Here is a 24,832-nt window from a genome sequence, read left to right on the forward strand (position 1 = left end):
TAGATATTGAACAAGTCAAGTAACATTGACGTGTAACTCAAATCTTAAAGCGAATGCTTTAAGTGTTAACTTTTGGTTAAGTTAATAAGGGCGCACGGTGGATGCCTTGGCACTAGGAGTCGATGAAGGACGGCACTAACACCGATATGCCTCGGGGAGCTGTAAGTAAGCTTTGATCCGGGGATTTCCGAATGGGGGAACCCACTATCTTTAATCGGATAGTATCTACACGTGAATACATAGCGTGATGAGGACAGACGCAGGGAACTGAAACATCTAAGTACCTGCAGGAACAGAAAGAAAATTCGATTCCCTGAGTAGCGGCGAGCGAAACGGGAAGAGCCCAAACCAAAGAGCTTGCTCTTTGGGGTTGTAGGACACTCTATACGGAGTTACAAAAGAATGATTTAGATGAAGCGACTTGGAAAGGTCCGCGAAACAAGGTAAAAGCCCTGTAGTCAAAAAGTCATTCCCTCTTGAGTGTATCCTGAGTACGGCGGAACACGTGAAATTCCGTCGGAATCCGGGAGGACCATCTCCCAAGGCTAAATACTACCTAGTGACCGATAGTGAACCAGTACCGTGAGGGAAAGGTGAAAAGCACCCCGGGAGGGGAGTGAAATAGATCCTGAAACCGTGTGCCTACAAGTAGTTAGAGCCCGTTAATGGGTGATAGCGTGCCTTTTGTAGAATGAACCGGCGAGTTACGATTACGTGCGAGGTTAAGTTGAGAAGACGGAGCCGCAGCGAAAGCGAGTCTGAATAGGGCGAATTAGTACGTGGTCGTAGACCCGAAACCAGGTGATCTACCCATGTCCAGGGTGAAGGTGAGGTAACACTTACTGGAGGCCCGAACCCACGCACGTTGAAAAGTGCGGGGATGAGGTGTGGGTAGCGGAGAAATTCCAATCGAACCTGGAGATAGCTGGTTCTCTCCGAAATAGCTTTAGGGCTAGCCTCGTGATTGAGAATACCGGAGGTAGAGCACTGTTTGGACTAGGGGGGCATCTCGCTTTACCGAATTCAGACAAACTCCGAATGCCGGATATTTATACACGGGAGTCAGACTGCGAGTGATAAGATCCGTAGTCAAAAGGGAAACAGCCCAGACCACCAGCTAAGGTCCCAAAGTAATCGTTAAGTGGAAAAGGATGTGGCGTTGCTTAGACAACCAGGATGTTGGCTTAGAAGCAGCCATCATTTAAAGAGTGCGTAATAGCTCACTGGTCGAGTGACGCTGCGCCGAAAATGTATCGGGGCTAAACGATTCACCGAAGCTGTGGATGCATACCGTTGGTATGCGTGGTAGGAGAGCGTTCTAAGTGCGTTGAAGTCAGACCGGAAGGACTGGTGGAGCGCTTAGAAGTGAGAATGCCGGTATGAGTAGCGAAAGACGGGTGAGAATCCCGTCCACCGTATGACTAAGGTTTCCTGAGGAAGGCTCGTCCGCTCAGGGTTAGTCGGGACCTAAGCCGAGGCCGATAGGCGTAGGCGATGGACAACAGGTTGATATTCCTGTACCACCTCCTCACCGTTTGAGAAATGGGGGGACGCAGTAGGATAGGGTAAGCAGAGCGTTGGTTGTCTCTGTTCAAGCAGTAAGGCGTGTGTGTAGGCAAATCCGCACACTATAACGTTGAGCTGTGATGACGAGCTCGTATGAGCGAAGTTCCTGATTTCACACTGCCAAGAAAAGCCTCTATCGAGGTGAGAGGTGCCCGTACCGCAAACCGACACAGGTAGTCGAGGAGAGAATCCTAAGGTGTGCGAGAGAACTCTCGTTAAGGAACTCGGCAAAATGACCCCGTAACTTCGGGAGAAGGGGTGCTCTTGAGCGTGCAAGCGCATGAGAGCCGCAGTGAATAGGCCCAGGCGACTGTTTAGCAAAAACACAGGTCTCTGCAAAACCGTAAGGTGACGTATAGGGGCTGACGCCTGCCCGGTGCTGGAAGGTTAAGAGGAGTGGTTAGCGCAAGCGAAGCTGCGAATTGAAGCCCCAGTAAACGGCGGCCGTAACTATAACGGTCCTAAGGTAGCGAAATTCCTTGTCGGGTAAGTTCCGACCCGCACGAAAGGCGTAACGATCTGGGCACTGTCTCAACGAGAGACTCGGTGAAATTATAGTACCTGTGAAGATGCAGGTTACCCGCGACAGGACGGAAAGACCCCGTGGAGCTTTACTGTAGCCTGATATTGAATTTTGGTACAACTTGTACAGGATAGGTAGGAGCCAGAGATCTCGGAGCGCCAGCTTCGAAGGAGGCGTCGGTGGGATACTACCCTGGTTGTATTGAACTTCTAACCCATGCCCCTTAGCGGGGTAGGAGACAGTGTCAGGCGGACAGTTTGACTGGGGCGGTCGCCTCCTAAAAGGTAACGGAGGCGCCCAAAGGTTCCCTCAGAATGGTTGGAAATCATTCGAAGAGTGTAAAGGCATAAGGGAGCTTGACTGCGAGACCTACAAGTCGAGCAGGGTCGAAAGACGGGCTTAGTGATCCGGTGGTTCCGCATGGAAGGGCCATCGCTCAACGGATAAAAGCTACCCCGGGGATAACAGGCTTATCTCCCCCAAGAGTCCACATCGACGGGGAGGTTTGGCACCTCGATGTCGGCTCATCGCATCCTGGGGCTGTAGTCGGTCCCAAGGGTTGGGCTGTTCGCCCATTAAAGCGGTACGCGAGCTGGGTTCAGAACGTCGTGAGACAGTTCGGTCCCTATCCGTCGTGGGCGTAGGAAATTTGAGAGGAGCTGTCCTTAGTACGAGAGGACCGGGATGGACACACCGCTGGTGTACCAGTTGTCTTGCCAAAGGCATCGCTGGGTAGCTATGTGTGGACGGGATAAGTGCTGAAAGCATCTAAGCATGAAGCCCCCCTCAAGATGAGATTTCCCATTACGCAAGTAAGTAAGACCCCTGAAAGACGATCAGGTAGATAGGTTCGAGGTGGAAGTGCGGTGACGTATGGAGCTGACGAATACTAATCGGTCGAGGACTTAACCACATTTTATTGCAAATTCAATGAAACGTTTATCCAGTTTTGAAAGAACAAAAGATGAATAAAATCATCAAAAAAATATTAAAAAACACTTGATATTTATGCAAGATGTAGTATAATAAGTAATGTCTTTCAAAATAAGTCTAGTGATGATGGCAAAGAGGTCACACCCGTTCCCATACCGAACACGGAAGTTAAGCTCTTTAGCGCCGATGGTAGTTGGGGGCTTCCCCCTGTGAGAGTAGGACGTCGCTAGGCTTACATATAAATCATTCCGAAGTAGCTCAGTGGTAGAGCAACCGGCTGTTAACCGGTTGGTCGTAGGTTCGAGTCCTACCTTCGGAGCCATATTAATCTTGGAGAGTTGTCCGAGAGGCCGAAGGAGCACGATTGGAAATCGTGTATGCGGGTAACCCTGCATCAAGGGTTCAAATCCCTTACTCTCCGCCAGCCAATTTTATTAATGGCCCGTTGGTCAAGTGGTTAAGACACCGCCCTTTCACGGCGGTAACACGGGTTCGAATCCCGTACGGGTCACCATTTCCATTATTAAATCCAGCATGGAGGATTAGCTCAGCTGGGAGAGCACCTGCCTTACAAGCAGGGGGTCGGCGGTTCGAGCCCGTCATCCTCCACCATAAAAAAATAGTATTATCGCGGGGTGGAGCAGTGGTAGCTCGTCGGGCTCATAACCCGAAGGTCGCAGGTTCAAGTCCTGTCCCCGCAACCAAATGGTCCCGTGGTGTAGCGGTTAACATGCCTGCCTGTCACGCAGGAGATCGCCGGTTCGATCCCGGTCGGGACCGCCATTTTAATAAATTTAATTTATATGGGTCAGTAGCTCAGTTGGTAGAGCATTAGATTGAAGCTCTAAGTGTCGGCGGTTCGATTCCGTCCTGACCCACCATATAAAGATTTTGCCGGTGTAGCTCAGTTGGTAGAGCAACTGACTTGTAATCAGTAGGTCGAGGGTTCGACTCCTTTCGCCGGCACCATTACCTGGAGGGGTAGCGAAGTGGCTAAACGCGGCGGACTGTAAATCCGCTCCTTAGGGTTCGGCGGTTCGAATCCGTCCCCCTCCACCATCTTTATAGGGGCATAGTTTAAAGGTAGAACTACGGTCTCCAAAACCGTCAGTGTGGGTTCGATTCCTACTGCCCCTGCCAATTTTTAAAATAAACATAATAATTTTCATGGCGGTTGTGGCGAAGTGGTTAACGCACCTGATTGTGGTTCAGGCATTCGTGGGTTCGATTCCCATCAGTCGCCCCATTTTTAATATAAAACATTTAAAGCTTTGGGGTATAGCCAAGCGGTAAGGCAACGGATTTTGATTCCGTCATGCCCTGGTTCGAATCCAGGTACCCCAGCCATTTTTTTATTTTGCGGAAGTAGTTCAGTGGTAGAACACCACCTTGCCAAGGTGGGGGTCGCGAGTTCGAACCTCGTCTTCCGCTCCAATATTATGGCGGCATAGCCAAGTGGTAAGGCACAGGTCTGCAACACCTTTATCACCGGTTCAAATCCGGTTGCCGCCTCCATAATTTATCAAATCGGTTAAACCGGTTTTTTTTTACTCTTTTTTTGTTTTGCCGATATGGCGGAATTGGCAGACGCGCCGGACTCAAAATCCGGTTCCTTCTGGAGTGTCGGTTCGACCCCGACTATCGGTATACTTAGCTTAATGTAGCTTACACAATAAAAGCGTCAAAGCCTTATTAAACAAGGGTTTGACGCTTTTTGTGAATTTAGGTAGAACACCTATTACCAATTAATATAAAAGGAGGTGCAAGATGAAAATTAAGTCAATTTTAATTCCTCTTTTAGTATTGATACTATTTGGTTGTAATTATAATGATGAAAACACAATTAGTCATGAAAAACAAAATAATAAACAACTAAATAAGATGCAAATAGTTTCTTCAGATGAAGATGATTTTACTTTTACAATTACAAGCGATAAAAAAATATACTCCAAAGGTGAAAAAGTTGATATTGAAGCAAACCTTTTGTATAACGGGAAATCTTCCGAAGTAATAGTAAGAGGTGGAGGAAATTTAATCACCTCGGAAGTATTGAATGAACTTGGAGAAGAAATTAGTCCACGCTATTCGAGAGAGGATATTGCTCTTCCTTACACTTTTGCAAAAGGTCAACCCGTCATACTTAATACAACTGACATTGATACAACGCATTTAGATCTTGGCAAAGTTACAGTTAATGCAACTGTTGAATTTTATCTAAATCAAAAAGATTATAAGTTAAATAATGAATTGGTTTTTACTATTAAATAAATTCCTACTCTTTATGGCATATAGCAAACGGTGAAGCCTGAATATAGCAAACGTCATCTTTTTATTTACTGTCGAAGGGTGCTAAATTATTGCAAGTATGTGGTTTTGTTTATTAAGTAATATCTAGAGTATCCGTATCAATTCACGTGAAGAATCCTTAAGAAATTAAGGATTTTTTTTTTTATTTAATATGAACGAGTTGCTATTCATTTAATAAAAACAGTTATAATTTCAATAAAATTGTGAACTTTAATTTATATCGAAGAAATGTTAATGGAATTCAATTAGAATGGACATATTGTAGTTTAATTTAAATCATTATACCTCATTAGAATGTATTTGCTAAATTTACGGAAGTAGGGAAGTTACTTGAATAATACAGAAACTAATATGAAATGGATAGAGGCTAATAATTATGATGAGTTAAGTAAACTAGCCGCTGACATATTTAAAAATCAGTTAAAGAAAAATAGGAATACGGTGTTTGGGATGGCGACAGGTGGCACGCCAAAAGGATTTTATCAAGAACTTGTTCAAGCGTATAGAGCTGGGGACATTTCGTTTGCTGAGGCAAAAACGTTTAACTTGGACGAGTATGTTGGAATTGATCCAGCAAATAAAGCTAGCTATCATTATTATATGAATCAATACTTATTTAATCATATTGATATAAAACCGGAAAATATATTTGTGCCAAAAGGTAATACGGATGATTTATGTAATGCTGCAGCTCATTACGAGGAACTGATTGAACAGGCTGGGGATATTGATATTCAATTACTAGGTATTGGTGTTAATGGTCATATTGGATTTAATGAGCCCGGTACATCCTTTAAAACAGGTACGCATGTTGTAAATCTCACTGCCTCAACTCGTGAAGCTAATAAAATATACTTTAATTCGATTAATGATGTACCGACTAAAGCAATTACAATGGGGATCCAAACAATATTAAATGCCAAAAAGGTAGTATTATTAATTGCTGGGGCTACTAAGCAAGATGCATTTGATCGCTTACGTAGTGGTGTGATTTCCGAGGATTTCCCTGCAAGTGCCTTACACACTCATGCAGATGTTGTCGTTATTTACACAGAGGTAAAATAAGAAAAGGAGTGCAATTATTTTCTGCACTCCTTTTGTCTATTTTTTTATTGTAGAGACGATTACACCTGCAATTACTGTTAAGCCACCAATTATTTGAGCCACGAATAATCGCTCATCTAAAAATAGCACAGCAAAAATGGTTGCAAATACAGGGATGAAATTTAAATAAATGCTGGCTTTATTTGCTCCTAATGCAACAACTCCAGTATTCCAACTTAGAAAAGCAATAATAGAGGCAACGATACCTACGTATAAAATGCCACTTATTGTAGAAATGCTCCATGTAATCGAATGCTCTGTTGCAAGTAATTCATAAGCAGTAAACGGAATAAGCATAATTGCACCGATCGCAATCGTTACTAAAAATGTAGAGTTGCCTGGTAATTTACCTGCATATTTTTTGATGAGCAATGAATAAATACTCCAACAAAATACAGCAATAAGTACGATTAAGTCTCCTTTATTAAACGTAAATGAAAGAAGGCTTTTCAAGGAACCACCTGATATGATAAAGATAACTCCAGTAAGGGATAGTAATGTCCCGAAAATTTGATATTTCGATAAATGTTCCTTTAACAAAATAAAGCTTAATATGTATATCATAATGGGCGTCGAAGAATTCATTAATGAAGCATTAATAGAGGTTGTATAGTGAAGTCCGATATAGACAAGTGTATTAAATGCTGCAACCCCAGTGAATGCTAATATAAGGACAATACCCCAATGTTGTTTAAGAATAGGCCATTCTTTTTTAGTACGGCGATAGGTGATTGGGAAAAAAATTAAAAATGCGACGATCCAGCGTAAAAATGCGAGCGTGATAGGAGGAATGTCTCCAGAAATCGCACGTCCAATAACAAAGTTACCACCCCATAATAATGTAGCTAACAGGAGTAGTAGCTGTGGTGGAAATTTCATAGTCGTACAGCTCCTTATGTAAGAAATGATTTCGCCCTATAAAAGCGTGGATGGTGAAATCTATTATTCCGTGGAAATATTGTTTAAAGTTTCATTTTACTATTATAGGAGCTGATAGGAACGATTTGCAATGGGATTTACGTAAAACGCTATGATACAATTACGACAGTAGAAAATGGAGGTAGATAGAAGATGAAGATCCGTCCAGAAAGATTAAACGTTGGTGACACAGTTGGACTTGTTGCATTAAGTAGTCCAATCAGGCTGGAAGCATTAGGCGATAAATTAGCATTATTAGACGAGTTAGGTCTTAAATATAAAATTGGACAAACAATACAATCATACAATGGGTATTTAGCTGGTAGCGATGAGGAACGGTTAGAAGATTTCCACCAAATGATTCGTGATCCTGAAGTGAAGGCAGTCTTTCTAGTGAGAGGTGGTTATGGAATTTCACGTATTATTGATAAAATTAGCTACCCATTAATTGAAGATCATCCGAAAATCATTTGGGGCTTTTCTGATGGAACGACTTTACATACACAAGTCAATGAGTATTCGAATTTGGTTACTTTCCATGGGCCGATGCTATCAAGTCCAACAGGGGAGCTAGATGAGCTTTCAAAAAAGATGTTCCAGCAGTTATTCATGCCAATGGAAATTCAATACGGTGAAAACATCTCACCACTTCGCACAATCGTACCTGGAGCTGTGCGTGGGGAAATAACAGGTGGAAACTTAAATCGCCTTGTAAGTACATTAGGAACGAAATTTGAAGTCGATGTACGCAATAAAGTAGTCCTTCTAGAGGATATGGGTGAATCACTCGAGCAAATTGATAATATGATGAATCAATTGCGCTTATCGAGAAAGCTAGAGTTGGCAGCAGGCTTTATGATTGGAGACTTTAATATGTTGGGCTCAAGCGGCGAGGAAGAGGTATTAAACGTAATAGGAGGGTATTTAAAACCACTTAACAAACCAACTATTGCTGGCTTTAAGATCGGTCATTGCGAGCCAAACATTGCAGTTCCATTAGGGGTCGATGTCATTTTAAATGCGGATGAGAAATATGTACGGGTTTTACCAGGCGTAGAGTAATTATGTGTTTGCCAATTACTTAAAGAAATAAAACAAAGGCACCTTCGCAAAAATTGCGAGAGGTGCCTTTTAATAACGAGTGAACAGAAAATCTAATTCACGGATTGTCTGTTTTTTACTATGGTTGGTTATTAGTAAAGGGTAACAGTGTAACAGGTGAATGTTAATCGGTTGATTTAAGTTTGCTTAAAGCATAAAGTTCACTCGTTATTACTCAGTTTGGAGTCTCACCGCCCTGAGGTTAGAAGTAATTGCTATCGTCAAAATCAATTTGGATTTGATAATTTTTGGCATTAATAGTGTTCGATAAGCGATGTGCTTCTTTTTCTAGTTCGTTTGCACGATTTCGATATTTCATTGGCTCGAATAAAGCCACCCGGTAAAGCATTGCATCGCCAGAGTTATGATAATAGGATTCCTTTTCTTCAGAGCCTAATTGTTTACAAAAGGCTACTTCTGCACGGAGCTGATTGGCCAATTCAATGGCCTCCACGATTGGCATATCTTCATCGTTAAACGTAATTGTATGATCAATATTGGCACGTGAGTGCATCAAGCTTGCGTGAGTCTTTACGTAATGTTTTTAGCTCATCCTCTAGCATTTCTAAAGAGTATTCAGGCTTTGTAGGCTGTTCGCCCTTTTCGATAATGACATGAGTTAATTGATGAGTAGAATGTGAAAGCTCTTGAATTTTTTTCATAATAATACTTTTTAATTTTACTGCCTCAGCTAAATTGATGGCCATTACAATCACTCCTTAAATGTGAACTGTTCGAATTTCGCTCGTAAGTAGTGCGGTTTTGAAATCACCACCACTTATCTGTGTAAACATTTTACCAGAACTACCCAGCAATTGCTCACAATTACTATCTGATAATGAGGGACGTAAATAGAAGATTTGTAGAGCTTCTATAGTATTCTTCGTTACCGCGCTACGTTTTGAGTCTACGTAAGGACTACCGAAAGCACCGAGTGCATCTTTTGAATATAGAATATTTGCTAATGTGTTATGACGTCCATTTAATCCTTCATAGCCTGTTGTGTCATCACCTAAGGTAATTTCAATATCTCCTTCTAATGTATGGACATCATAAATACCAATTGGTAGCTCATATTGCAATGAAAAGAAATTGTTTAAGTCTACAGCTAAGTGAGACGGAGTTAAATATTGCTGTTTAGCAATACGGCGCATTAAGCTCTCAGCAGAGGGGCGGTATCTGTTTGGATCTGCACCGAGAGCCTTCCAGAGTTGTCGCCATTCTTTAATACCTGCACGTTCTGTAACTGGCGTATCCTGAAGCTCAAAAAATAAGTTTTCTTGATAAAGCTGTGTGCGTCCTTTAATCATTTGAGGGGATTCTTCTACAATAATTTTGTTATAATGGATAATGCCAATTTTAAATTGGTTGTTGATTGTGAAAAGGGAATCATTAATAGAAATGTTCATATAGATCACCTACTAAAATTATTTATGTAAAGTGTACCATTTGTAAGGAGCGAGTGAAATGAAAGTTGATCAGTTACAGGCTGAATTCATACAATATGCAAAATCAATCGGTGTCGATAAAATTGGCTTTACGACTGCAGCACCATTTCACGAGTTGAAAAATCGCTTGCGCCGTCAGCAGGAGCTTGGCTTTCAATCAGGCTTTGAAGAATCCGATGTGGAACTTAGAACAGAGCCCTTAAAATTATTAGACAGTGCGGAAAGTATTGTGGCAATAGCAGTTGCTTATCCATCTCGCATGAAGGACGCACCACAAGGAAAAAAAGGAGAGCGACGAGGCATATTTTGTCGCGCGTCGTGGGGTATCGATTATCATACCGCTGTGCGCGAGCGATTACAGCTTTTAGAGCAATGGTTAGTCGAGCGCGTGGCAAATGTTAAAATAAAGTCAATGGTGGATACAGGGGAGCTTGTAGATCGTGCTGTTGCTGAACGAGCAGGCATTGGCTGGAGCGGGAAAAACTGCTCGATTATTACACCCGAATTTGGTTCGTATGTTTATTTAGGTGAACTGATGACCAATATCCCGTTTGCCCCAGATGAGCCGTTAGAAGACGGCTGTGGTGATTGCAATTTATGTATTGATGTTTGTCCGACCGGTGCGATTGTGGCACCAGGGCAGCTGAACTCCCAGCGCTGTATTGCCTTCTTAACGCAAACAAAAGGTTTTTTACCTGAAGAGTTTCGCACGAAAATCGGTAATCGTTTATATGGCTGTGATACATGTCAAACGGTTTGTCCAAAAAATAAAGGAAAGCTGAACTGGATACATGATGAATTTACACCCGATCCAGAACTCGCAAAACCCTTGTTAGAACCATTATTATCGATTTCAAATAAAGAATTTAAAGCAAAGTTTGGACATGTCTCAGGTTCATGGCGCGGAAAAAAGCCGATTCAGCGAAATGCTATTTTAGCGCTTGCGCATTTTAAAGAACAGTCTGCCATCCCACAACTTATTGATGTGTTAAAAAAAGATGAGCGTCCCGTCATTCGAGGAACAGCGGCGTGGGCAATCGGAAAAATTGGAGCTGAAGGGGCAAAGGAGATTTTACTTGCCGCCAAAGCAAAGGAACAAGACGAAGAAGTATTAGTTGAAATAGAAAAAGGCTTAGCTTTTATTGATGCTTAGAGCCGGAAATTTCTAGTTATCTTAATGAATAATAAACGAGAGAAGGATTTATCGTGCCAAATCATATTGTTTTATACCAACCAGAAATTCCAGCAAATACAGGTAATATTGCAAGAACCTGTGCTGGTACAAATACATCACTTCATTTAATTCGCCCTTTAGGCTTTTCTACCGATGACAAAATGTTAAAACGGGCAGGATTAGATTACTGGGAACATGTGAATGTGGTCTACCATGATTCATTAGAGGATTTTCTTGACTATAGTAGGGATGGAGATCTTTATTTAATCGAAACATACAGTGATGAGCCATATACAACACATGACTTTAGCGATACATCGAAGGATATATATTTCATGTTTGGCCGTGAAACGACTGGCTTACCGAAAGATTTCGCTCAGAAGCGTGCAGATAAATGTTTACGCATTCCACAAAGTGATCATATTCGCTCATTAAATTTGTCAAATACTGCTGCGATCGTTATTTACGAAGCATTACGTCAGCAAAATTATCCTGGCTTAAAATAAACTAAGGCATAGTACACGAACTTTGTGTACCATGCCTTTTTAACATGAAATTATCTCATTTTGTTTTCGATCGCCTGAGCTATTTTTGTAGAAAGATTGTCGTTTTCAAAGAGCGTTAGACGGATGAAGCTCTCATCCATATCTAATGCTTCCGATAAAAAGCCACCTAAGCCACGTGCGCGGCGATCCACTTGCAGTAGAACTTCAACTGCATTTGGTGATTGATCTAAAAATACGACCTCTAATTCATCTAGATACCGACGATAAGTATTGTTTGTCGGAGTAAATTCAAATTCTTGTACGATCGGACTGCGGCTACGTAAATAAGATGGTGCCTGTTCACAATCAACCTTACGTAAACGGAATCCTAAGTTTTGAATTGCTGATAAAACATTGCTCGCTAAACGAGTCGGTTGAATATTGATAAAGTCTTTATCTGTTGGATCGATTGCATTTTTAATGTCTAAGCCTGTTTGAATCCATACACGTGATTGGCCAGTGGTAACGGGAACAATCGCAGGTAAAGGGAGAGAAAAAGGAATTTCACGTTTTTCATTTGCTTGAATTGTGAATGGCTCATTAATTTTGTGTTTTTGTAAAACGGCTGTGTCTGTAACTTTTTTATCATCAATTTCACGAATATAGTTTGTGTAAAGAGATAAATAAATCGCATCAATTTGCTGTTCAGTATTACCGCCAACAATTTCCACAACACCTGTAATTGTTTCGTTAATTGAATACGTAGACTTGTGTAATTTTGTATCGACAGTAGCTGCACCGATACCAACACTTGCTAATACTTTGTTAAAAAGAGACATTATAATTCCTCCGTCTGTAATTGAGTTAATTACTATACGGTCGAATGTATCAGGAAGTTTCATTCCTAATAAAAAATCATCGCTTATTTTTAAGCGATGATTATAACTATCATTTTATTCACCATCAATTGTAAATATGATGCGTAAACCATTTGGGTCAACTGTTGAAAATGCTTGTGTACCACCATGAATTGGTGCTCCAACATAGTTTTCAATAGCATACCCATTTTCGTGTAGATTTTGTTTAACTGCTTCTGCATAATCGGCATTTTTTAAGACGATAGTGAAAGAATTTAAACCAACCATATCATCTGTTGGTGCATGCCCGTTTGCACTGTTCCACGTATTTAAGCCAAAATGATGATGATATTTTCCTGTAGAAACGAATAACGCCTGAGCACCATAACGAGTAACAACATTGTAATTTAAAACGTTTGTATAAAATTGTTCAGATTTATCAAGGTTAGCTACGGATAAATGCACATGTCCCATTACTGTGTCTTCTGGTAGACCGGCCCATTTACCATCTGCTGCTGCAAGAATAGGTTGGAAATTCAATTGCTCAGTTACCATATGCACCTGATCACCTTCAAACCAAGTCCACTCAGATTCATCACGATCAATATAAATTTCAATTCCATTACCATCTGGATCATTTAAATATAAAGCTTCTGAAACATCATGATCCGCCGCTCCAAGGCGCACATTTAAATTTATAAAATGCTGAACAATGTTTCCTAAGTCCTTACGAGAGGGTAATAGTAAAGCAAAGTGGTAAAGACCAGCAAAACCAGTTTGTAAAGGTTTGGCATTTTGCACTTCGACTAACGATAGCAAGCTTGTTTTCCCATCTGTTGATAAATAAGCAGTATTCGATGTTTGTTCTAGAATTTTGAAGCCGATAATTGTTGTGTAATATTCAAGTGAACGTGCTAAGTTGGAAACCTTTAGTTGAACATGAGAAGCATATAAGTTTGGTTTTTTATGAAAATGTATTGCCATGGAATGAAATCTCCTCTTTAAGTTATTTTTAATCATTAAGTTACTTAATGTAACTAATAATAATCGCAACAAAAGTAAAAGTCAAACTAGAAAATACTTTTCTAAATTAAAAAAGACAATCGTCATTAAATACGATTGCCTTTCATGTGAAAGCTAATAGTGATTAGTTTTCTTTAGAGAATGGTTTGCTATCATAACCAGCTGTAAAGATGGCACATAAAAATGATGCGCAAACTCCAAGAATTAATATTAATTTCATGGAAGTATCCTCCTCATGTTCTAATTATATCTCCATTCAGTATATCACAAATTATGGTTATTACTACTTTATTTTATGTCAGAAATGGATCGGATTTGGTAAATTTAAATTTTAAAAAGGAGGTGTTCATATGACTAATCGAGATGAAATTGTAAATGGAAATATGGCTAATTCTCTTGATGAATTGAAATTATTAGGGAAGCAAATGGAAAATATGCGTGATGAGCAGCAACTAGAAGAAACTGCCCGCATTGCAGATCCTCAGCAGTTTGATGACGAAGAGTTACTTGAAAAAACAAAGAAGAAAAAAGAAAAATAAAAGAGCGTGAGGCTGGGACAAAACAAAAACATCATTTTTCTCGAGTGAGAAAAATGATGTTTTTTCGTAATTGGTTTCCGTTGCGGGGGACGCTTTCCGGGTGCGTGGCCTGAGCCTGTAGTCTCAGACGTCACATTATTCCCCAGGAGTCGCCCCTCCGCTACAACCAATTTATTAAGTATCCAATTTTTAATACTGTACTTTACCGTATATAGAGAAATTTTCACTTCTGACCCAGCCTCATACTCTTAATTAATCTATAGGTAACTCATAACTCTTCAAGTCTTCACGAAGCTTTGCTTTTAAAAACTTTCCAACAGATGTTTTTGGAATCTCTTGTAAAAATACCACGTCGTCCGGTAACCACCATTTGGCAAAGTCATTTTCAAGAGAAGAGATAAGTTCTTCTTTGGAAGCGTATGCATTCTCCTTTAATACGACACAAGCAAGAGGGCGTTCCAGCCATTTTGGGTGTGGAATGGCAATTACCGCAGCTTCTAATACAGCGGGATGGGACATGAGCGCATTTTCTAAATCAACGGACGAAATCCATTCACCGCCGGATTTAATTAAATCCTTTGTACGGTCTGTAATTTTAATATAGCCCTCTTTAGTCATGACTGCGATATCGCCTGTATAGAGCCAGCCATCGCGGAATGCTTCATTCGTCCGTTCATCCTTATAATATTCCGAAGCAATCCATGGTCCACGAATTCTTAGTTCACCCATCGTTACACCGTCCCAAGGTACTTCTCCTTTTTCGTTAACTACTTCTGTATCAATTAGTGAGGCGGTTAATCCTTGAGTTACACGGATATCTAATAAATCCTCTGCTTCGTATTTAGTCATTTCAGTTGTAGGGTGTGACATACTTACAAGTGGTGAAGTTTCAGTCATACCGTAAGCATTGACATATGGTACACCTAATTTTTCAATGTAAGCCTGAATCAGCCCTTTTGGTGAGGCAGATCCGCCCGAAATGATTAAACGAATAGAAGATAAATCACGTGGTTGCTTTTGTTGCTCAGCAAGCACACCCATCCAAATTGTTGGTACACCCGCAGTAATTGTCACGTTTTCCTGCTCGATTAAATCAAGTAATAGAGCAGGTGTAAACATCGGACCAGGAAGTACAATATTTGAACCAAAGTTTAAAGCAGCAAAAGGGAATCCCCATGCATTTACGTGAAACATTGGTACAACAGGAAGCGCCACATCACTTTCCTTTAGCCCAAAAGATTCTGATAAGCCAAGGGCAATACTGTGCAAAACGATGCTTCGGTGTGTATACATGACACCTTTTGGCATACCTGTAGTAGCAGATGTATAGCACATACCAGCTTGCATATTTTCATCTAAATCCTTAGGGAATACAAAACTTTCATCAGCCTCTTGTAAGAGTTGCTCATAGCTGTGTACATTTGGGAAACTTGATTCAGGTAAAGTTACATCATCAGTCATGACAATGACATGCTTCACCGTTTTTAAATGGATTAATGCAGGTTCCACTAAAGGAAATAAATCTCCATCTATTAATAAAATCTCATCTTCTGCATGATTAATAATATAAACAATATGTTCTGGTGCTAGACGAATATTAATTGTATGCAAAATAGCACCACTACATGGAATGGCAAAATAAGCTTCTAAATGACGGTGGTGATTCCATCCAAATGTCCCAACCTTTGTCCCACGCTTCATACCGAGCTTCTTTAAGGCATCAGCTAAACGATGCGTGCGTTTTACATAATCTTTAAACGAAAATCGATGAGTCATAGTAGGGCTTGTTCTTGATATAATTTGCTTGTTTGGAAAAAACCGCTCTCCACGTTTTAAAAATCCTGTCAAAGTTAACTGTGTGTCCATCATAGTTAATCAGCTCCTAAATGAAAGGTATTTAATACTTGCTGAAGAAAGAATTTTTGTTACTAAATGTTACATTAATTAATATATGTTTGAAACTTTCAAACTAGCAGTAGAAATAGTCGAATAGATAAATTTTTCTATGTATAATTAGCATATTCTATAAAAGAGGTGACATTATGAATTTACATTCAACAAAAATTCTTGAAAATGGGATTGAAATGCCGCTTGTAGGGTTAGGCGTCTACAAAATGACGGACAAGGAAGAAACATTACAGGCAATTGCAACTGCACTTGACGTTGGCTATCGTGCGATTGATACAGCAGCATTGTATTTTAACGAAGAAGAGGTAGGTGAGGCGATCCGTCATGCTAAAATTCCTCGTGAAGATATCTTTGTGACAACGAAAGTGTGGAATAGCGATCAAGGCTATGACAATACATTACGCGCTTTTGAAACATCATTAAAGAAGCTAAATATGGATTATGTTGATTTATATTTAACACACTGGCCAGTTGCTGAAAAATATGTGGATACGTATCGTGCCATTGAACGTTTATATGATGAAAAATTAATTCGTGTGCCAGGTGTATCGAATCATCATGAAAATCATTTAAAAGAATTATTAGCGAGCTGTAATATTGCGCCAATGGTTAACCAGGTTGAAGTGCATCCGTACTTAAATCAACAGGAGCTAAAGGCATTTTGTGATCGTAATAATATTGCCGTAACAGCTTGGTCACCACTTGGTCGTGGGCATGTGTTAAATGATTCACAAATTCAAGAAATCGCAAAGCGGTACAATGTGTCACCAGCTCAGGTCATTTTACGTTGGCATTTGCAAAATGACACTATTATCATTCCAAAATCGGTAACACCAGCCCGTATTAAAGAAAATGCTGAGCTATTCCATTTCGAGCTATCTTTAGAAACAATGGCACAGCTTAATGGTTTAAATCGTAATGAACGTTTTGGTCAAAATCCAGATCATTTTAAATTTGATTTTTAATAAATTTATGTAAAACAAAAGATGAGCATAAGGTAGCCCATCTTTTGTTTTTTTATTGATCTTTTACTACAACCGATTCATTTAAAAATGGGTGCTCGAAAGCAAGTTGAATGGCATGAAGGGCGTAATCACCAGAGCTTGTTTCGCGTGCGCCATACATTGTATCACCTACAATTGGGTGACCTAAATGTGCCATGTGCACACGGATTTGATGGGTACGCCCTGTTTCTAAAACGACATGAACTACACAAGTCCCTTTATAGCGATTCACCACTTCATAGTGCGTCACAGCATGTTGTCCAGTAGGGGATACGACACGACGCGTATTATGGTGACGATCTTTTCCGATGGCTTCACGGATTGTCCCACTATCGGTGCGAATGTTTCCTTGTACTTCTGCTGCATATGTGCGTATGATTGTCTTTTCCTCAATCATACGGTCAAAAATGGATTTCGCGATCGGATGCTTCGCGACTAATAACAAGCCGTTTGTCCCTTGATCGAGGCGATGAACATGCTCTACATAATGACCACCATTATTTAAAATGTGGCGCATGACATGGTTCATGCATGTATTTTTATCATCTGGTGAATTCGGATGTGTTGCCATACCCTTAGGCTTCGAGACGATTAAGCAATGTTCATCTTCATAACGGATTACAACGTTACATTCTGTTGTTGGTTCATAATTTGATGCTGGAACGTCAAACGCAAACTGAATTTTCGTCCCCTTATCTAAAGGCTCTTTCCATAAAATCGGTTCATCGCTGATTGTTACAGCTTTTGCCATACGTAATTCATGCACAATCTTTTTCCCAAGACGCCATTTTGTACGTAATAGCTCCTCAACTGTCAGTCCGTTTTCGTTAATTGTATAAGTAAACATTTATTTTCCTCCAAATGAAAAATCGTGTTCTAGAGTGAACACGATTTTTGTCTTATGTTTATTTTAACACAACATCGTTAAAAAATTGGCGAGTTGTTTCATCTGGTGCATCACCAGTAATACGATTTACCTCTACACCGTTTTCGAAGTAAATTAATGTTGGTGTAGCTTCGATGTTGTATTTTGCCCATTCGTCTGGATACTCTAATACGTTTAATTGATCGACCTCGATATCTAATTCCTCAGCAATCGGCATTAGTTTTGGTGTGTAATTTTTACAGTGTGAGCATTCAGGACTGAAGAAATAACCAACGACACCTTCACCAGTTGCAATTTTCTCTGCTAAAGCATCGGGTAAAATAATATTTTGGTAGTTTTTATCATTTAATAAATCAATAGTTGATTGCTTTAATTCATCTGTTCCATATGGATTGTCCTTAAGCTTATCTTCATTTGACATGTTAGTTAAGAAAATAATCGCTGCAAATAATAGAACGATTATTCCACCAAAGATGGCTAATTTTTTCACGTTATTTTTCCTCCTTTAAAACCTTTAACATATAAAGACTAGTTCCGGCGATTAGTAGAAATGCTGTTAAAGCTAAAAATGGAATCGTTACAAATCCGAACCAGTTAATATACTGACCCGTACATGGGACAAGACCACAAGCAGGAGCAGCATCTTGTAAAAAATCTAACTTTTGTAAACTGTAATGATATAAGGATGTTACTGCACCGATACATGAAAATACGGCTGTTGTTAAAGCAATTTTTGAATTTTTTTGTATGTAGGCAACAGTCGCAATAATGACAATTGGATACATGAGGATGCGCTGATACCAGCACAGAGTACATGGTATATAGCCTCGTATTTCAGAAAAATACAAGGACCCAAGCGTCGCAGTTAAAGAAACAATCCAAATCATGAGTAAGGCATTTTCAAGTTTTTTAGACATAAATAAAAGTACCTCGAATTTCTTATTTTAACTTTATTTGATTATAGTTTGAATTCGAGAAAAAGTAAATTACTACGTTTAATAGATCTAATTTTTAGGGAAAGTTTAATGGTAAAGGGGGAGCTTTTTTATGACAGATGCTTTAGACATTTCAAAATTTGAAAAACCAATGATTATTCGGAATATGACGACTGAGGACATAGATTCAATATTAGAAATTCAGCGTATATCATTTCCAGGAATGGAGCCTTGGGAAAGGGCTCATTTATATAGTCATTTATCGATTTTTCCGGAAGGACAAATTGTAGCAGAACTTGATGGGAAAGTAATCGGATCATGTTCAAGTTTACGAATAAACTTTGATGAATATGATGATCGCCATACGTGGAACGATATTACCGATAATGGTTTTATTACAAACCATGATCCAGAAGGCTATAATTTATACGGCATTGAAGTGATGGTACACCCTGAATATCGCCGTATGAAGGTAGGGCAAAGACTTTATGAAGCGCGGAAAGATTTAGCTCGTTCACTCAATTTAAAATCCATTATTATTGGAGGGCGTATACCAAATTTCCATGTACATTCTAGTGAAATGAGTCCACGTGAATATGTTGATGCAGTAAGTCGCCATAAAATATACGATCCAGTGTTAACATTCCAAATGATGAACGGCTTTATATTGATGCGCATTAATCCAAATTATTTAAATGATGATGTTGCATCAGGGAAATATGCGACATTAATGGAATGGCATAATGTAGATTATCGTCCAAACTCTAAGCGTCATTTTAAAACGAGTTATCCCGTGCGAATTTGTGTCGTACAATATATGATGCGCGCGATTGATTCCTTTGATGATTTTGCAAAGCAATGTGAATACTTTGTGGATGTTGGATCAGATGCGGGATCGGATTTCGTCGTGTTTCCAGAAATTTTTACAACGCAACTAATGAGTTTTTTAAATGAAAAGTCCCCATCTCAGGCCGTGCGTAAGTTAACAGAATATACACCACAGTATATTGAATTATTTACAAGTTTAGCGGTGCGCTATAACGTTAATATTATTGGTGGATCGCATTTCGTTGAGGAAGAAGACGAGGAAATTTACAATATTGCGTATTTATTTAGACGTGATGGCACGATTGAAAAGCAGTATAAAGTGCATATTACACCGAACGAACGGAAATGGTGGGGCATTAGTAGTGGCGACAAAGTAGAAGTGTTTGATACCGATTGTGGGAAAATTGCTATTCAAATTTGCTATGATATTGAGTTTCCAGAGCTTGCTCGTATTGCGACAGATATGGGGGCTAACATTATTTTTACCCCGTTCTGTACAGAAGATCGTCAAGGTTATTTAAGGGTTCGCTATTGTGCGCAGGCACGTGCTGTAGAAAACCAAATTTATACAGTCATTTCAGGAACAGTGGGTAACCTGCCAGAAACTGAAAATATGGACATTCAATATGCTCAATCGGGTATCTTTGCTCCAAGTGATTTTGAATTTGCACGAGACGGTATTGTCGGAGAGACCAGTCCCAACTTAGAAATGGTTCTCATCGGTGATGTTGATTTAGAAATTTTACGACGCCAACGTCAAGATGGTACAGTGAAGCATTTGAAAGACCGTCGACATGATGTATATCGCGTAGATTATTTGAAATAAGAAAGACAACCTGCTACCTCATAAGTAGCAGGATTTTTTCATTCAAAAGTATGAGATGGAAAGCGATGCGCACTTAATTAGGCTAATGGTATGATAAAGGAAAGAATGAAAAGGACGACTGAACTTATGACAACTGACCATTCAAATATTGCAATATTAAAAGAAATAGCTGAATTATTGAACGAAGAAACCGAAATGGTGCCAATGCTAAACGAGGCATTATCAAAATTTCTAAGTGGAACGAAGTTTGAAACAGGATGGATTTTTTTCATTGATGAAAAGGGGAAATCTGAACTCGTCGTCAAACAAAATTTACCGGAGGCACTTGCTTATAATAATTGTCAGCATTTGAAGCGCGGCGGTTGTTGGTGCGTGTCACGTTTTCGTAACAACGAGCTCGAAAAAGCATCTAATATAATAGAGTGCCAACGAATTGAAAGTGCGATTGAAGCGAATATAGGCGATCATAATTCCATTACGCACCATGCAACTGTCCCACTGCAATCGGGGCAAGAGCGATTTGGTTTATTAAATGTAGCGTCAAAAAATACGGTGCGTTTTACAGATGAAGAGCTTGATTTATTAGAATCGGTAGCATTTCAAATGGGCTCAGCGATCAAACGAATTTATTTAACAAATGAGCAACAAGAAATTGCACTAGTACAGGAAAGAAATCGGCTCGCTAGGGATTTACATGATTCTGTCAACCAACTGTTGTTTTCTGTAACATTAACAGCAAGAGCTGGTATAGAAATGAGCGACCAGGAAGAAATCAAAGAAACTTTTAAGGACATTCAACAGCTTACACAAGAAGCTTTAACTGAAATGCGTGCATTAATTTGGCAGTTGCGACCAAAAGGATTAGAAAGTGGTTTAATTGAGGCAATAAAGGTCTACGCTGAAATGCTGAATTTGAAGTTAACCGTAAATGTTTCTGGTGTCATTCAATTTCCATCAAGGGTAGAGGAGACATTATTCCGAATCGCACAGGAAGCTTTAAATAATGTACGACGTCATGCGGGTGTTACATCTGCACAGTTATATGTGACAGTAACTTCAACAGATGTTCTACTCGTTGTGAAGGACGCAGGGCGTGGCTTTAAAATTGAGGCACATAGTGACATTCCATCGTTTGGTATTCAATCCATTAAGGACCGTGCACATGCAGTCGGTGGGACAGCAGATTGGGTAAGTGAAATAGGAAAAGGAACGGAATTATTAATTCGTTTGCCGTATTAGGGAGGGAGCGCCATGATCAAAGTATTAATTGCAGATGACCATCACGTTGTTCGAAGGGGCTTATTGTTTTTTTTGAAAACCCAAAAGGATATTGAAGTTGTTGGGGAAGCAAAAAATGGTTTAGAAGCTGTTGAGCTAGTAAAGCTATTAGAGCCACATATTGTATTAATGGATTTAGTTATGCCAGAAATGGATGGAATTCAGGCGACAAAAAAAATTAAAAAGAACTGGCCAAATACTAAAGTATTAATGCTGACAAGCTTTTCAGACAAAGACCATGTCCTTCCTGCAATGGAAGCCGGTGCATCGGGATATCAGTTAAAAGATATTGAACCAGACGATTTAGTGGAATCCATTCGTCAAATAATGCGCGGAGAAAATACGTTGCATCCAGAAGCAACTACACAGCTTGAAGAAGGCTTGCGTGAAGAAGAAAGTAAACCACACATTATAAATCCTTTAACACCACGAGAGCAAGATGTATTAGCTGAGCTTACAAAAGGAAAGAGCAACCGAGAAATTGCGTCATCACTTTATGTGACAGAAAAGACAGTTAAAACACATATATCTAATATCTTTACAAAGTTGCAAGTACAGGACCGTACACAAGCCGCTCTTTATGCAGTGAAGCATAATTTGACAGAAGGTAGTGGATATTAAATATAGCCACGCATTTTTCAAGTAAAATGCGTGGCTTATTTGTTGCTAGAAGTGATAATCTTCTTCTGTGGCATGAGGTAATTCATGAGGCTCAATATGGACTAGCACCATACAATAAGGGTTGAGGCATTTTACTGTATGCTCTATTTTTTCTGTAATTTCATGACTTTCACGAACATTTAATAAAGGATTCACTGTTACGGTTACATCAATTAAGCTCATATTTCCATGGGATCGACCTTTTAAATCAACAAGAGATACAACTTCATCTACATTTTCAATGAGTTTACTTAGTGTTTCAGCCTCTTCTATATCAAAGGCATCGGTAAGAGTTTGAACTGCTTCCCAAAAGATTTCAATGGCTGTTTTTATAATAATTACACCAACAATGATTGCCGTAATTTTATCAATGATGGGCATCCCGAAAATGGCTCCTAAAATCCCAATTGCCGCACCTAAACTTACAAGTGCGTCTGAGCGGTTATCATATGCAGCTGCTTTAACGGCAGAGCTTTTAATTTTTTTAGAAAGAGCTAAATTATATCGGTAAACAAAGTACATCACGACGGCGCAAATTAATGCAACAACTGCGGTTAAAATTGATGGCACCTCGTGCGACTCGTTCCCTAAATTTTGAATCGTACTTGTTAATACTTGTAATCCCACCATCATCATAATAAAAGCTGCAATTAACGATGCAATTGTTTCAGCACGTAAATGACCGTATTGATGATTTGAATCTGGTGGCTTCTGAGAAATTTTTAATCCAATAAGTACAGCGATAGAGGCAATAATATCGGTCGTATTATTTAAACCGTCTGCCATAAGAGCTGCCGATGCCCCGAAATAACCGACAATAAGTTTTACCGCGCTTAATAAAATATACGTACCGATTGAAAGCCATGCGCCCTTTTCTCCTGCGCGTAAGTTTGTATATAGCTCCACAATGTTTCCTCCTAGCAAAACTTCTTTTCAACACAAAACGACACCCCTTTAAATGAAAAGGAGTGTCGAATACATATTAGTCTAGTTGTTCTTCAATTTTATCTGTTTCAAGAAGCTTTGTCACTTCTAAATATAGGATATGATGTCCATCTAATTCTGTCACTTTAAATTGATAGCCCTGTTCTTCAATCGTATCACCTTGTTCAACGTCAAAACGCTGCGTCATGAACCACCCACCAATTGTATCGATATCATCATCTTCAATATCGATTCCTAAAATATCATTTACTTCTTGTAAAAGCATTTTAGAATCTAGGATGTAATGGTCTTTTGCGATTTCTTGAACTTCAGGAACTTCATCTTCATCGAATTCATCCTGAATGTCGCCGATAATTTCTTCAATAATATCCTCTATTGTTACTAAACCAGAAGTACCGCCGTATTCATCCATTAAAATCGCCATATGAATACGTTCATTTTGAATTTTTAATAATAAATCACTAATTTGTATTGTTTCAATCACACGGATTACAGGCTGCATATATTCTTCTACTTTTTTGTCTCCGTTTGAAGGATCCTTAATGTAAGCAGTTAATAAATGCTTCATGTTGATTAAACCGATGACATGGTCTTTATCACCATCTGTAACCGGATAACGTGTATATTGCTCGATGCCCATAAATTCAAATACTTCTCGAATTGTTTGGTCTTTTTCGATACTAATAATTTCAGTTCGAGGTACCATAATCTCCTTCGCAATACGCTCAGAAAACTCAAAGATACTGTTTACGTATTCGTATTCAGAATGATTGATTTCTCCACCTTTGTAGCTATCTGATAATATCATACGAAGCTCTTCCTCAGAGTGTGCTGCTTCATTTTCAGAAATCATTTTTAAGCCAAATAATCCAGTCAATGCACGTGCTGATCCGTTTAAAGCGCGGATAAACGGGTACATAATGTTATGGAAAAGAATTAACACGCCAGATAATTTTAATGTAACAGATTCTGCTTTTTGAATAGCAAGAGTTTTTGGGGCTAATTCCCCTACGACAACGTGTAAAAACGTTACGAGTGAGAAGGCAACAATAAATGAAAGAACAGAAGTAATACTACCACTTAAGCCAAAGAACTCGAATAATGGGTGAAGAACAATTTCAAAGGTTGGTTCTCCAAGCCACCCAAGTCCTAAAGCAGTAATAGTAATACCAAGTTGACAAGCTGATAAATACTCGTCTAAATTTGAAATTACTTTTTTAGCGCGTATTGCCTGTTTATTACCATCAGCAACGAGCTGGTCAATTCTTGTTGTTCTTACTTTAACTATTGCAAACTCAGTTGCAACGAAAAATGCCGTAGCGGCAATTAGGACAGCAAATGCTGTCAACCTAATGGTTAGCTCAACTATGTCTACGTCCAAATATATTCTCTATTAGCGGCGCAAATGGGCGTGGCTAATAAAGAGTACACCTCCTAAAAAAAATTTAATACCACAATGATAAATTATTTTAAAAAAAAATACAAATTATGAATTTGAAAAAAGAGGAAAAAAATGTTTACTAGCTTCATATTTATCTACAATAAGTTGTAAATCTTATATTTTTTATAAAGGTGTAAATACTT

The 24,832-nt window shown here is 39.3% G+C and carries 22 protein-coding genes, 15 tRNA genes and 2 rRNA genes; 27 read left to right on the forward strand and 12 right to left on the reverse strand.

Annotation, left to right across the window (positions count from 1 at the left end; all coding sequences use genetic code 11):
* The first annotated feature begins 74 nt into the window (after positions 1–74).
* The 19 genes from MKZ17_RS02920 (at position 75) to nagB (ending at position 6,394) form a co-directional block, all read left to right on the forward strand.
* Positions 75–3,002: ribosomal RNA gene (locus MKZ17_RS02920) — 23S ribosomal RNA — on the forward strand.
* A 136-nt stretch (positions 3,003–3,138) separates the two neighbouring features.
* A 5S ribosomal RNA gene (rrf, locus tag MKZ17_RS02925) occupies positions 3,139–3,254 on the forward strand.
* Positions 3,255–3,269: 15 nt separating this feature from the next.
* Positions 3,270–3,344 (forward strand) — tRNA-Asn (locus MKZ17_RS02930).
* Between the two features lie 10 nt (positions 3,345–3,354).
* A tRNA-Ser gene (locus MKZ17_RS02935) sits at positions 3,355–3,446 on the forward strand.
* 15 nt (positions 3,447–3,461) lie between these two features.
* Positions 3,462–3,536 (forward strand) — tRNA-Glu (locus tag MKZ17_RS02940).
* 22 nt (positions 3,537–3,558) lie between these two features.
* Positions 3,559–3,634: transfer RNA gene (locus MKZ17_RS02945), tRNA-Val, on the forward strand.
* Positions 3,635–3,651: 17 nt separating this feature from the next.
* A tRNA-Met gene (locus MKZ17_RS02950) sits at positions 3,652–3,726 on the forward strand.
* Positions 3,727–3,729: 3 nt separating this feature from the next.
* A tRNA-Asp gene (locus MKZ17_RS02955) sits at positions 3,730–3,805 on the forward strand.
* A 22-nt stretch (positions 3,806–3,827) separates the two neighbouring features.
* Positions 3,828–3,903: transfer RNA gene (locus tag MKZ17_RS02960), tRNA-Phe, on the forward strand.
* 12 nt (positions 3,904–3,915) lie between these two features.
* Positions 3,916–3,991: transfer RNA gene (locus MKZ17_RS02965), tRNA-Thr, on the forward strand.
* A gap of 6 nt (positions 3,992–3,997) precedes the next feature.
* A tRNA-Tyr gene (locus MKZ17_RS02970) sits at positions 3,998–4,081 on the forward strand.
* A gap of 7 nt (positions 4,082–4,088) precedes the next feature.
* A tRNA-Trp gene (locus MKZ17_RS02975) sits at positions 4,089–4,162 on the forward strand.
* A gap of 30 nt (positions 4,163–4,192) precedes the next feature.
* Positions 4,193–4,268 (forward strand) — tRNA-His (locus tag MKZ17_RS02980).
* Positions 4,269–4,294: 26 nt separating this feature from the next.
* A tRNA-Gln gene (locus MKZ17_RS02985) sits at positions 4,295–4,369 on the forward strand.
* A gap of 12 nt (positions 4,370–4,381) precedes the next feature.
* A tRNA-Gly gene (locus MKZ17_RS02990) sits at positions 4,382–4,456 on the forward strand.
* 7 nt (positions 4,457–4,463) lie between these two features.
* Positions 4,464–4,537, forward strand: a tRNA-Cys gene (locus MKZ17_RS02995).
* A gap of 50 nt (positions 4,538–4,587) precedes the next feature.
* Positions 4,588–4,669, forward strand: a tRNA-Leu gene (locus tag MKZ17_RS03000).
* 120 nt (positions 4,670–4,789) lie between these two features.
* Positions 4,790–5,290 (forward strand): hypothetical protein, encoded by a 501-nt coding sequence (locus MKZ17_RS03005; protein ID WP_340722317.1) that lies wholly within the window; start codon positions 4,790–4,792, stop codon positions 5,288–5,290.
* A 390-nt stretch (positions 5,291–5,680) separates the two neighbouring features.
* The gene (nagB, locus tag MKZ17_RS03010) at positions 5,681–6,394 is read left to right on the forward strand and encodes a glucosamine-6-phosphate deaminase (RefSeq protein WP_340725491.1); all 714 of its coding nucleotides are present in this window, start codon (positions 5,681–5,683) and stop codon (positions 6,392–6,394) included.
* Between the two features lie 36 nt (positions 6,395–6,430).
* On the opposite strand, the gene MKZ17_RS03015 is transcribed toward nagB, so the two are convergent.
* Positions 6,431–7,312 (reverse strand): DMT family transporter, encoded by an 882-nt coding sequence (locus tag MKZ17_RS03015; RefSeq protein WP_340722318.1) that lies wholly within the window; start codon positions 7,310–7,312, stop codon positions 6,431–6,433.
* 192 nt (positions 7,313–7,504) lie between these two features.
* On the opposite strand from MKZ17_RS03015, the gene MKZ17_RS03020 reads away from it, so the two are divergent.
* Entirely contained in the window at positions 7,505–8,413 is a 909-nt protein-coding gene (locus MKZ17_RS03020) for a S66 peptidase family protein (RefSeq protein ID WP_340722319.1), read from the forward strand.
* Positions 8,414–8,654: 241 nt separating this feature from the next.
* On the opposite strand, the gene MKZ17_RS03025 is transcribed toward MKZ17_RS03020, so the two are convergent.
* The 3 genes from MKZ17_RS03025 to MKZ17_RS03035 are packed head-to-tail and all read right to left on the reverse strand — an operon-like array spanning position 8,655 to position 9,861.
* Positions 8,655–8,969: a hypothetical protein gene (locus tag MKZ17_RS03025; protein ID WP_340722320.1), complete on the reverse strand. Its 315-nt coding sequence runs from the start codon at positions 8,967–8,969 to the stop codon at positions 8,655–8,657.
* Positions 8,944–9,159 (reverse strand): hypothetical protein, encoded by a 216-nt coding sequence (locus tag MKZ17_RS03030; protein ID WP_340722321.1) that lies wholly within the window; start codon positions 9,157–9,159, stop codon positions 8,944–8,946. Before MKZ17_RS03030 ends, MKZ17_RS03025 begins: the two co-directional genes overlap by 26 nt.
* Before the next feature lie 12 nt (positions 9,160–9,171).
* A complete protein-coding gene (locus tag MKZ17_RS03035; protein ID WP_340722322.1) occupies positions 9,172–9,861 on the reverse strand; it encodes a B3/B4 domain-containing protein in 690 nt (229 codons plus the stop codon).
* Between the two features lie 58 nt (positions 9,862–9,919).
* Here MKZ17_RS03035 and queG point away from each other — a divergent pair, with 58 nt between their 5' ends.
* Positions 9,920–11,053, forward strand: coding sequence for a tRNA epoxyqueuosine(34) reductase QueG (gene queG / locus MKZ17_RS03040; RefSeq protein WP_340722323.1), 1,134 nt, complete (start codon positions 9,920–9,922; stop codon positions 11,051–11,053).
* 50 nt (positions 11,054–11,103) lie between these two features.
* Complete coding sequence (gene trmL / locus MKZ17_RS03045) at positions 11,104–11,580, forward strand: tRNA (uridine(34)/cytosine(34)/5-carboxymethylaminomethyluridine(34)-2'-O)-methyltransferase TrmL (protein WP_445326936.1); 477 nt, start codon at positions 11,104–11,106, stop codon at positions 11,578–11,580.
* Between the two features lie 50 nt (positions 11,581–11,630).
* On the opposite strand, the gene MKZ17_RS03050 is transcribed toward trmL, so the two are convergent.
* Positions 11,631–12,398 (reverse strand): sporulation protein, encoded by a 768-nt coding sequence (locus tag MKZ17_RS03050; RefSeq protein ID WP_340722325.1) that lies wholly within the window; start codon positions 12,396–12,398, stop codon positions 11,631–11,633.
* A 114-nt stretch (positions 12,399–12,512) separates the two neighbouring features.
* Positions 12,513–13,400, reverse strand: a complete 888-nt coding sequence (locus MKZ17_RS03055; protein WP_340722326.1) for a VOC family protein — start codon at positions 13,398–13,400, stop codon at positions 12,513–12,515.
* Between the two features lie 389 nt (positions 13,401–13,789).
* Between MKZ17_RS03055 and MKZ17_RS03060 the strand changes: the two genes are divergently transcribed.
* A complete protein-coding gene (locus MKZ17_RS03060) occupies positions 13,790–13,978 on the forward strand; it encodes a multidrug ABC transporter ATPase (protein ID WP_340722327.1) in 189 nt (62 codons plus the stop codon).
* Positions 13,979–14,230: 252 nt separating this feature from the next.
* On the opposite strand, the gene MKZ17_RS03065 is transcribed toward MKZ17_RS03060, so the two are convergent.
* On the reverse strand, positions 14,231–15,847 hold the full coding sequence (locus MKZ17_RS03065) for a long-chain fatty acid--CoA ligase (protein ID WP_340722328.1): 1,617 nt from the start codon (positions 15,845–15,847) through the stop codon (positions 14,231–14,233).
* Positions 15,848–16,020: 173 nt separating this feature from the next.
* Here MKZ17_RS03065 and MKZ17_RS03070 point away from each other — a divergent pair, with 173 nt between their 5' ends.
* On the forward strand, positions 16,021–16,851 hold the full coding sequence (locus MKZ17_RS03070; RefSeq protein WP_340722329.1) for an aldo/keto reductase: 831 nt from the start codon (positions 16,021–16,023) through the stop codon (positions 16,849–16,851).
* 52 nt (positions 16,852–16,903) lie between these two features.
* Here MKZ17_RS03070 and MKZ17_RS03075 read toward each other — a convergent pair whose 3' ends face one another.
* The 3 genes from MKZ17_RS03075 to MKZ17_RS03085 are packed head-to-tail and all read right to left on the reverse strand — an operon-like array spanning position 16,904 to position 18,693.
* Positions 16,904–17,737, reverse strand: coding sequence for an RluA family pseudouridine synthase (locus MKZ17_RS03075; RefSeq protein WP_340722330.1), 834 nt, complete (start codon positions 17,735–17,737; stop codon positions 16,904–16,906).
* Positions 17,738–17,795: 58 nt separating this feature from the next.
* The gene (locus MKZ17_RS03080; RefSeq protein WP_340722331.1) at positions 17,796–18,266 is read right to left on the reverse strand and encodes a thioredoxin family protein; all 471 of its coding nucleotides are present in this window, start codon (positions 18,264–18,266) and stop codon (positions 17,796–17,798) included.
* 1 nt (position 18,267) lies between these two features.
* Positions 18,268–18,693: a disulfide oxidoreductase gene (locus MKZ17_RS03085; RefSeq protein WP_340722332.1), complete on the reverse strand. Its 426-nt coding sequence runs from the start codon at positions 18,691–18,693 to the stop codon at positions 18,268–18,270.
* A 130-nt stretch (positions 18,694–18,823) separates the two neighbouring features.
* On the opposite strand from MKZ17_RS03085, the gene MKZ17_RS03090 reads away from it, so the two are divergent.
* From MKZ17_RS03090 to MKZ17_RS03100, 3 genes are all read left to right on the forward strand, one after another.
* The gene (locus tag MKZ17_RS03090) at positions 18,824–20,365 is read left to right on the forward strand and encodes a bifunctional GNAT family N-acetyltransferase/carbon-nitrogen hydrolase family protein (RefSeq protein ID WP_340722333.1); all 1,542 of its coding nucleotides are present in this window, start codon (positions 18,824–18,826) and stop codon (positions 20,363–20,365) included.
* A 126-nt stretch (positions 20,366–20,491) separates the two neighbouring features.
* A complete protein-coding gene (locus MKZ17_RS03095; RefSeq protein ID WP_340722334.1) occupies positions 20,492–21,604 on the forward strand; it encodes a GAF domain-containing sensor histidine kinase in 1,113 nt (370 codons plus the stop codon).
* Positions 21,605–21,616: 12 nt separating this feature from the next.
* On the forward strand, positions 21,617–22,264 hold the full coding sequence (locus MKZ17_RS03100; protein WP_340722335.1) for a response regulator transcription factor: 648 nt from the start codon (positions 21,617–21,619) through the stop codon (positions 22,262–22,264).
* Positions 22,265–22,309: 45 nt separating this feature from the next.
* Here MKZ17_RS03100 and MKZ17_RS03105 read toward each other — a convergent pair whose 3' ends face one another.
* Together MKZ17_RS03105 and MKZ17_RS03110 are read right to left on the reverse strand one after the other, a co-directional pair.
* Positions 22,310–23,209 (reverse strand): cation diffusion facilitator family transporter, encoded by a 900-nt coding sequence (locus tag MKZ17_RS03105; RefSeq protein ID WP_340722336.1) that lies wholly within the window; start codon positions 23,207–23,209, stop codon positions 22,310–22,312.
* Positions 23,210–23,285: 76 nt separating this feature from the next.
* Positions 23,286–24,596 carry a hemolysin family protein gene (locus tag MKZ17_RS03110; RefSeq protein WP_340725492.1) on the reverse strand — a complete coding sequence of 437 codons (1,311 nt, stop codon included), beginning with the start codon at positions 24,594–24,596 and terminating at the stop codon, positions 23,286–23,288.
* Positions 24,597–24,832: the final 236 nt, after the last annotated feature.

The organism is Solibacillus sp. FSL R7-0682, assembly GCF_038005985.1.
Lineage (GTDB): Bacteria > Bacillota > Bacilli > Bacillales_A > Planococcaceae > Solibacillus.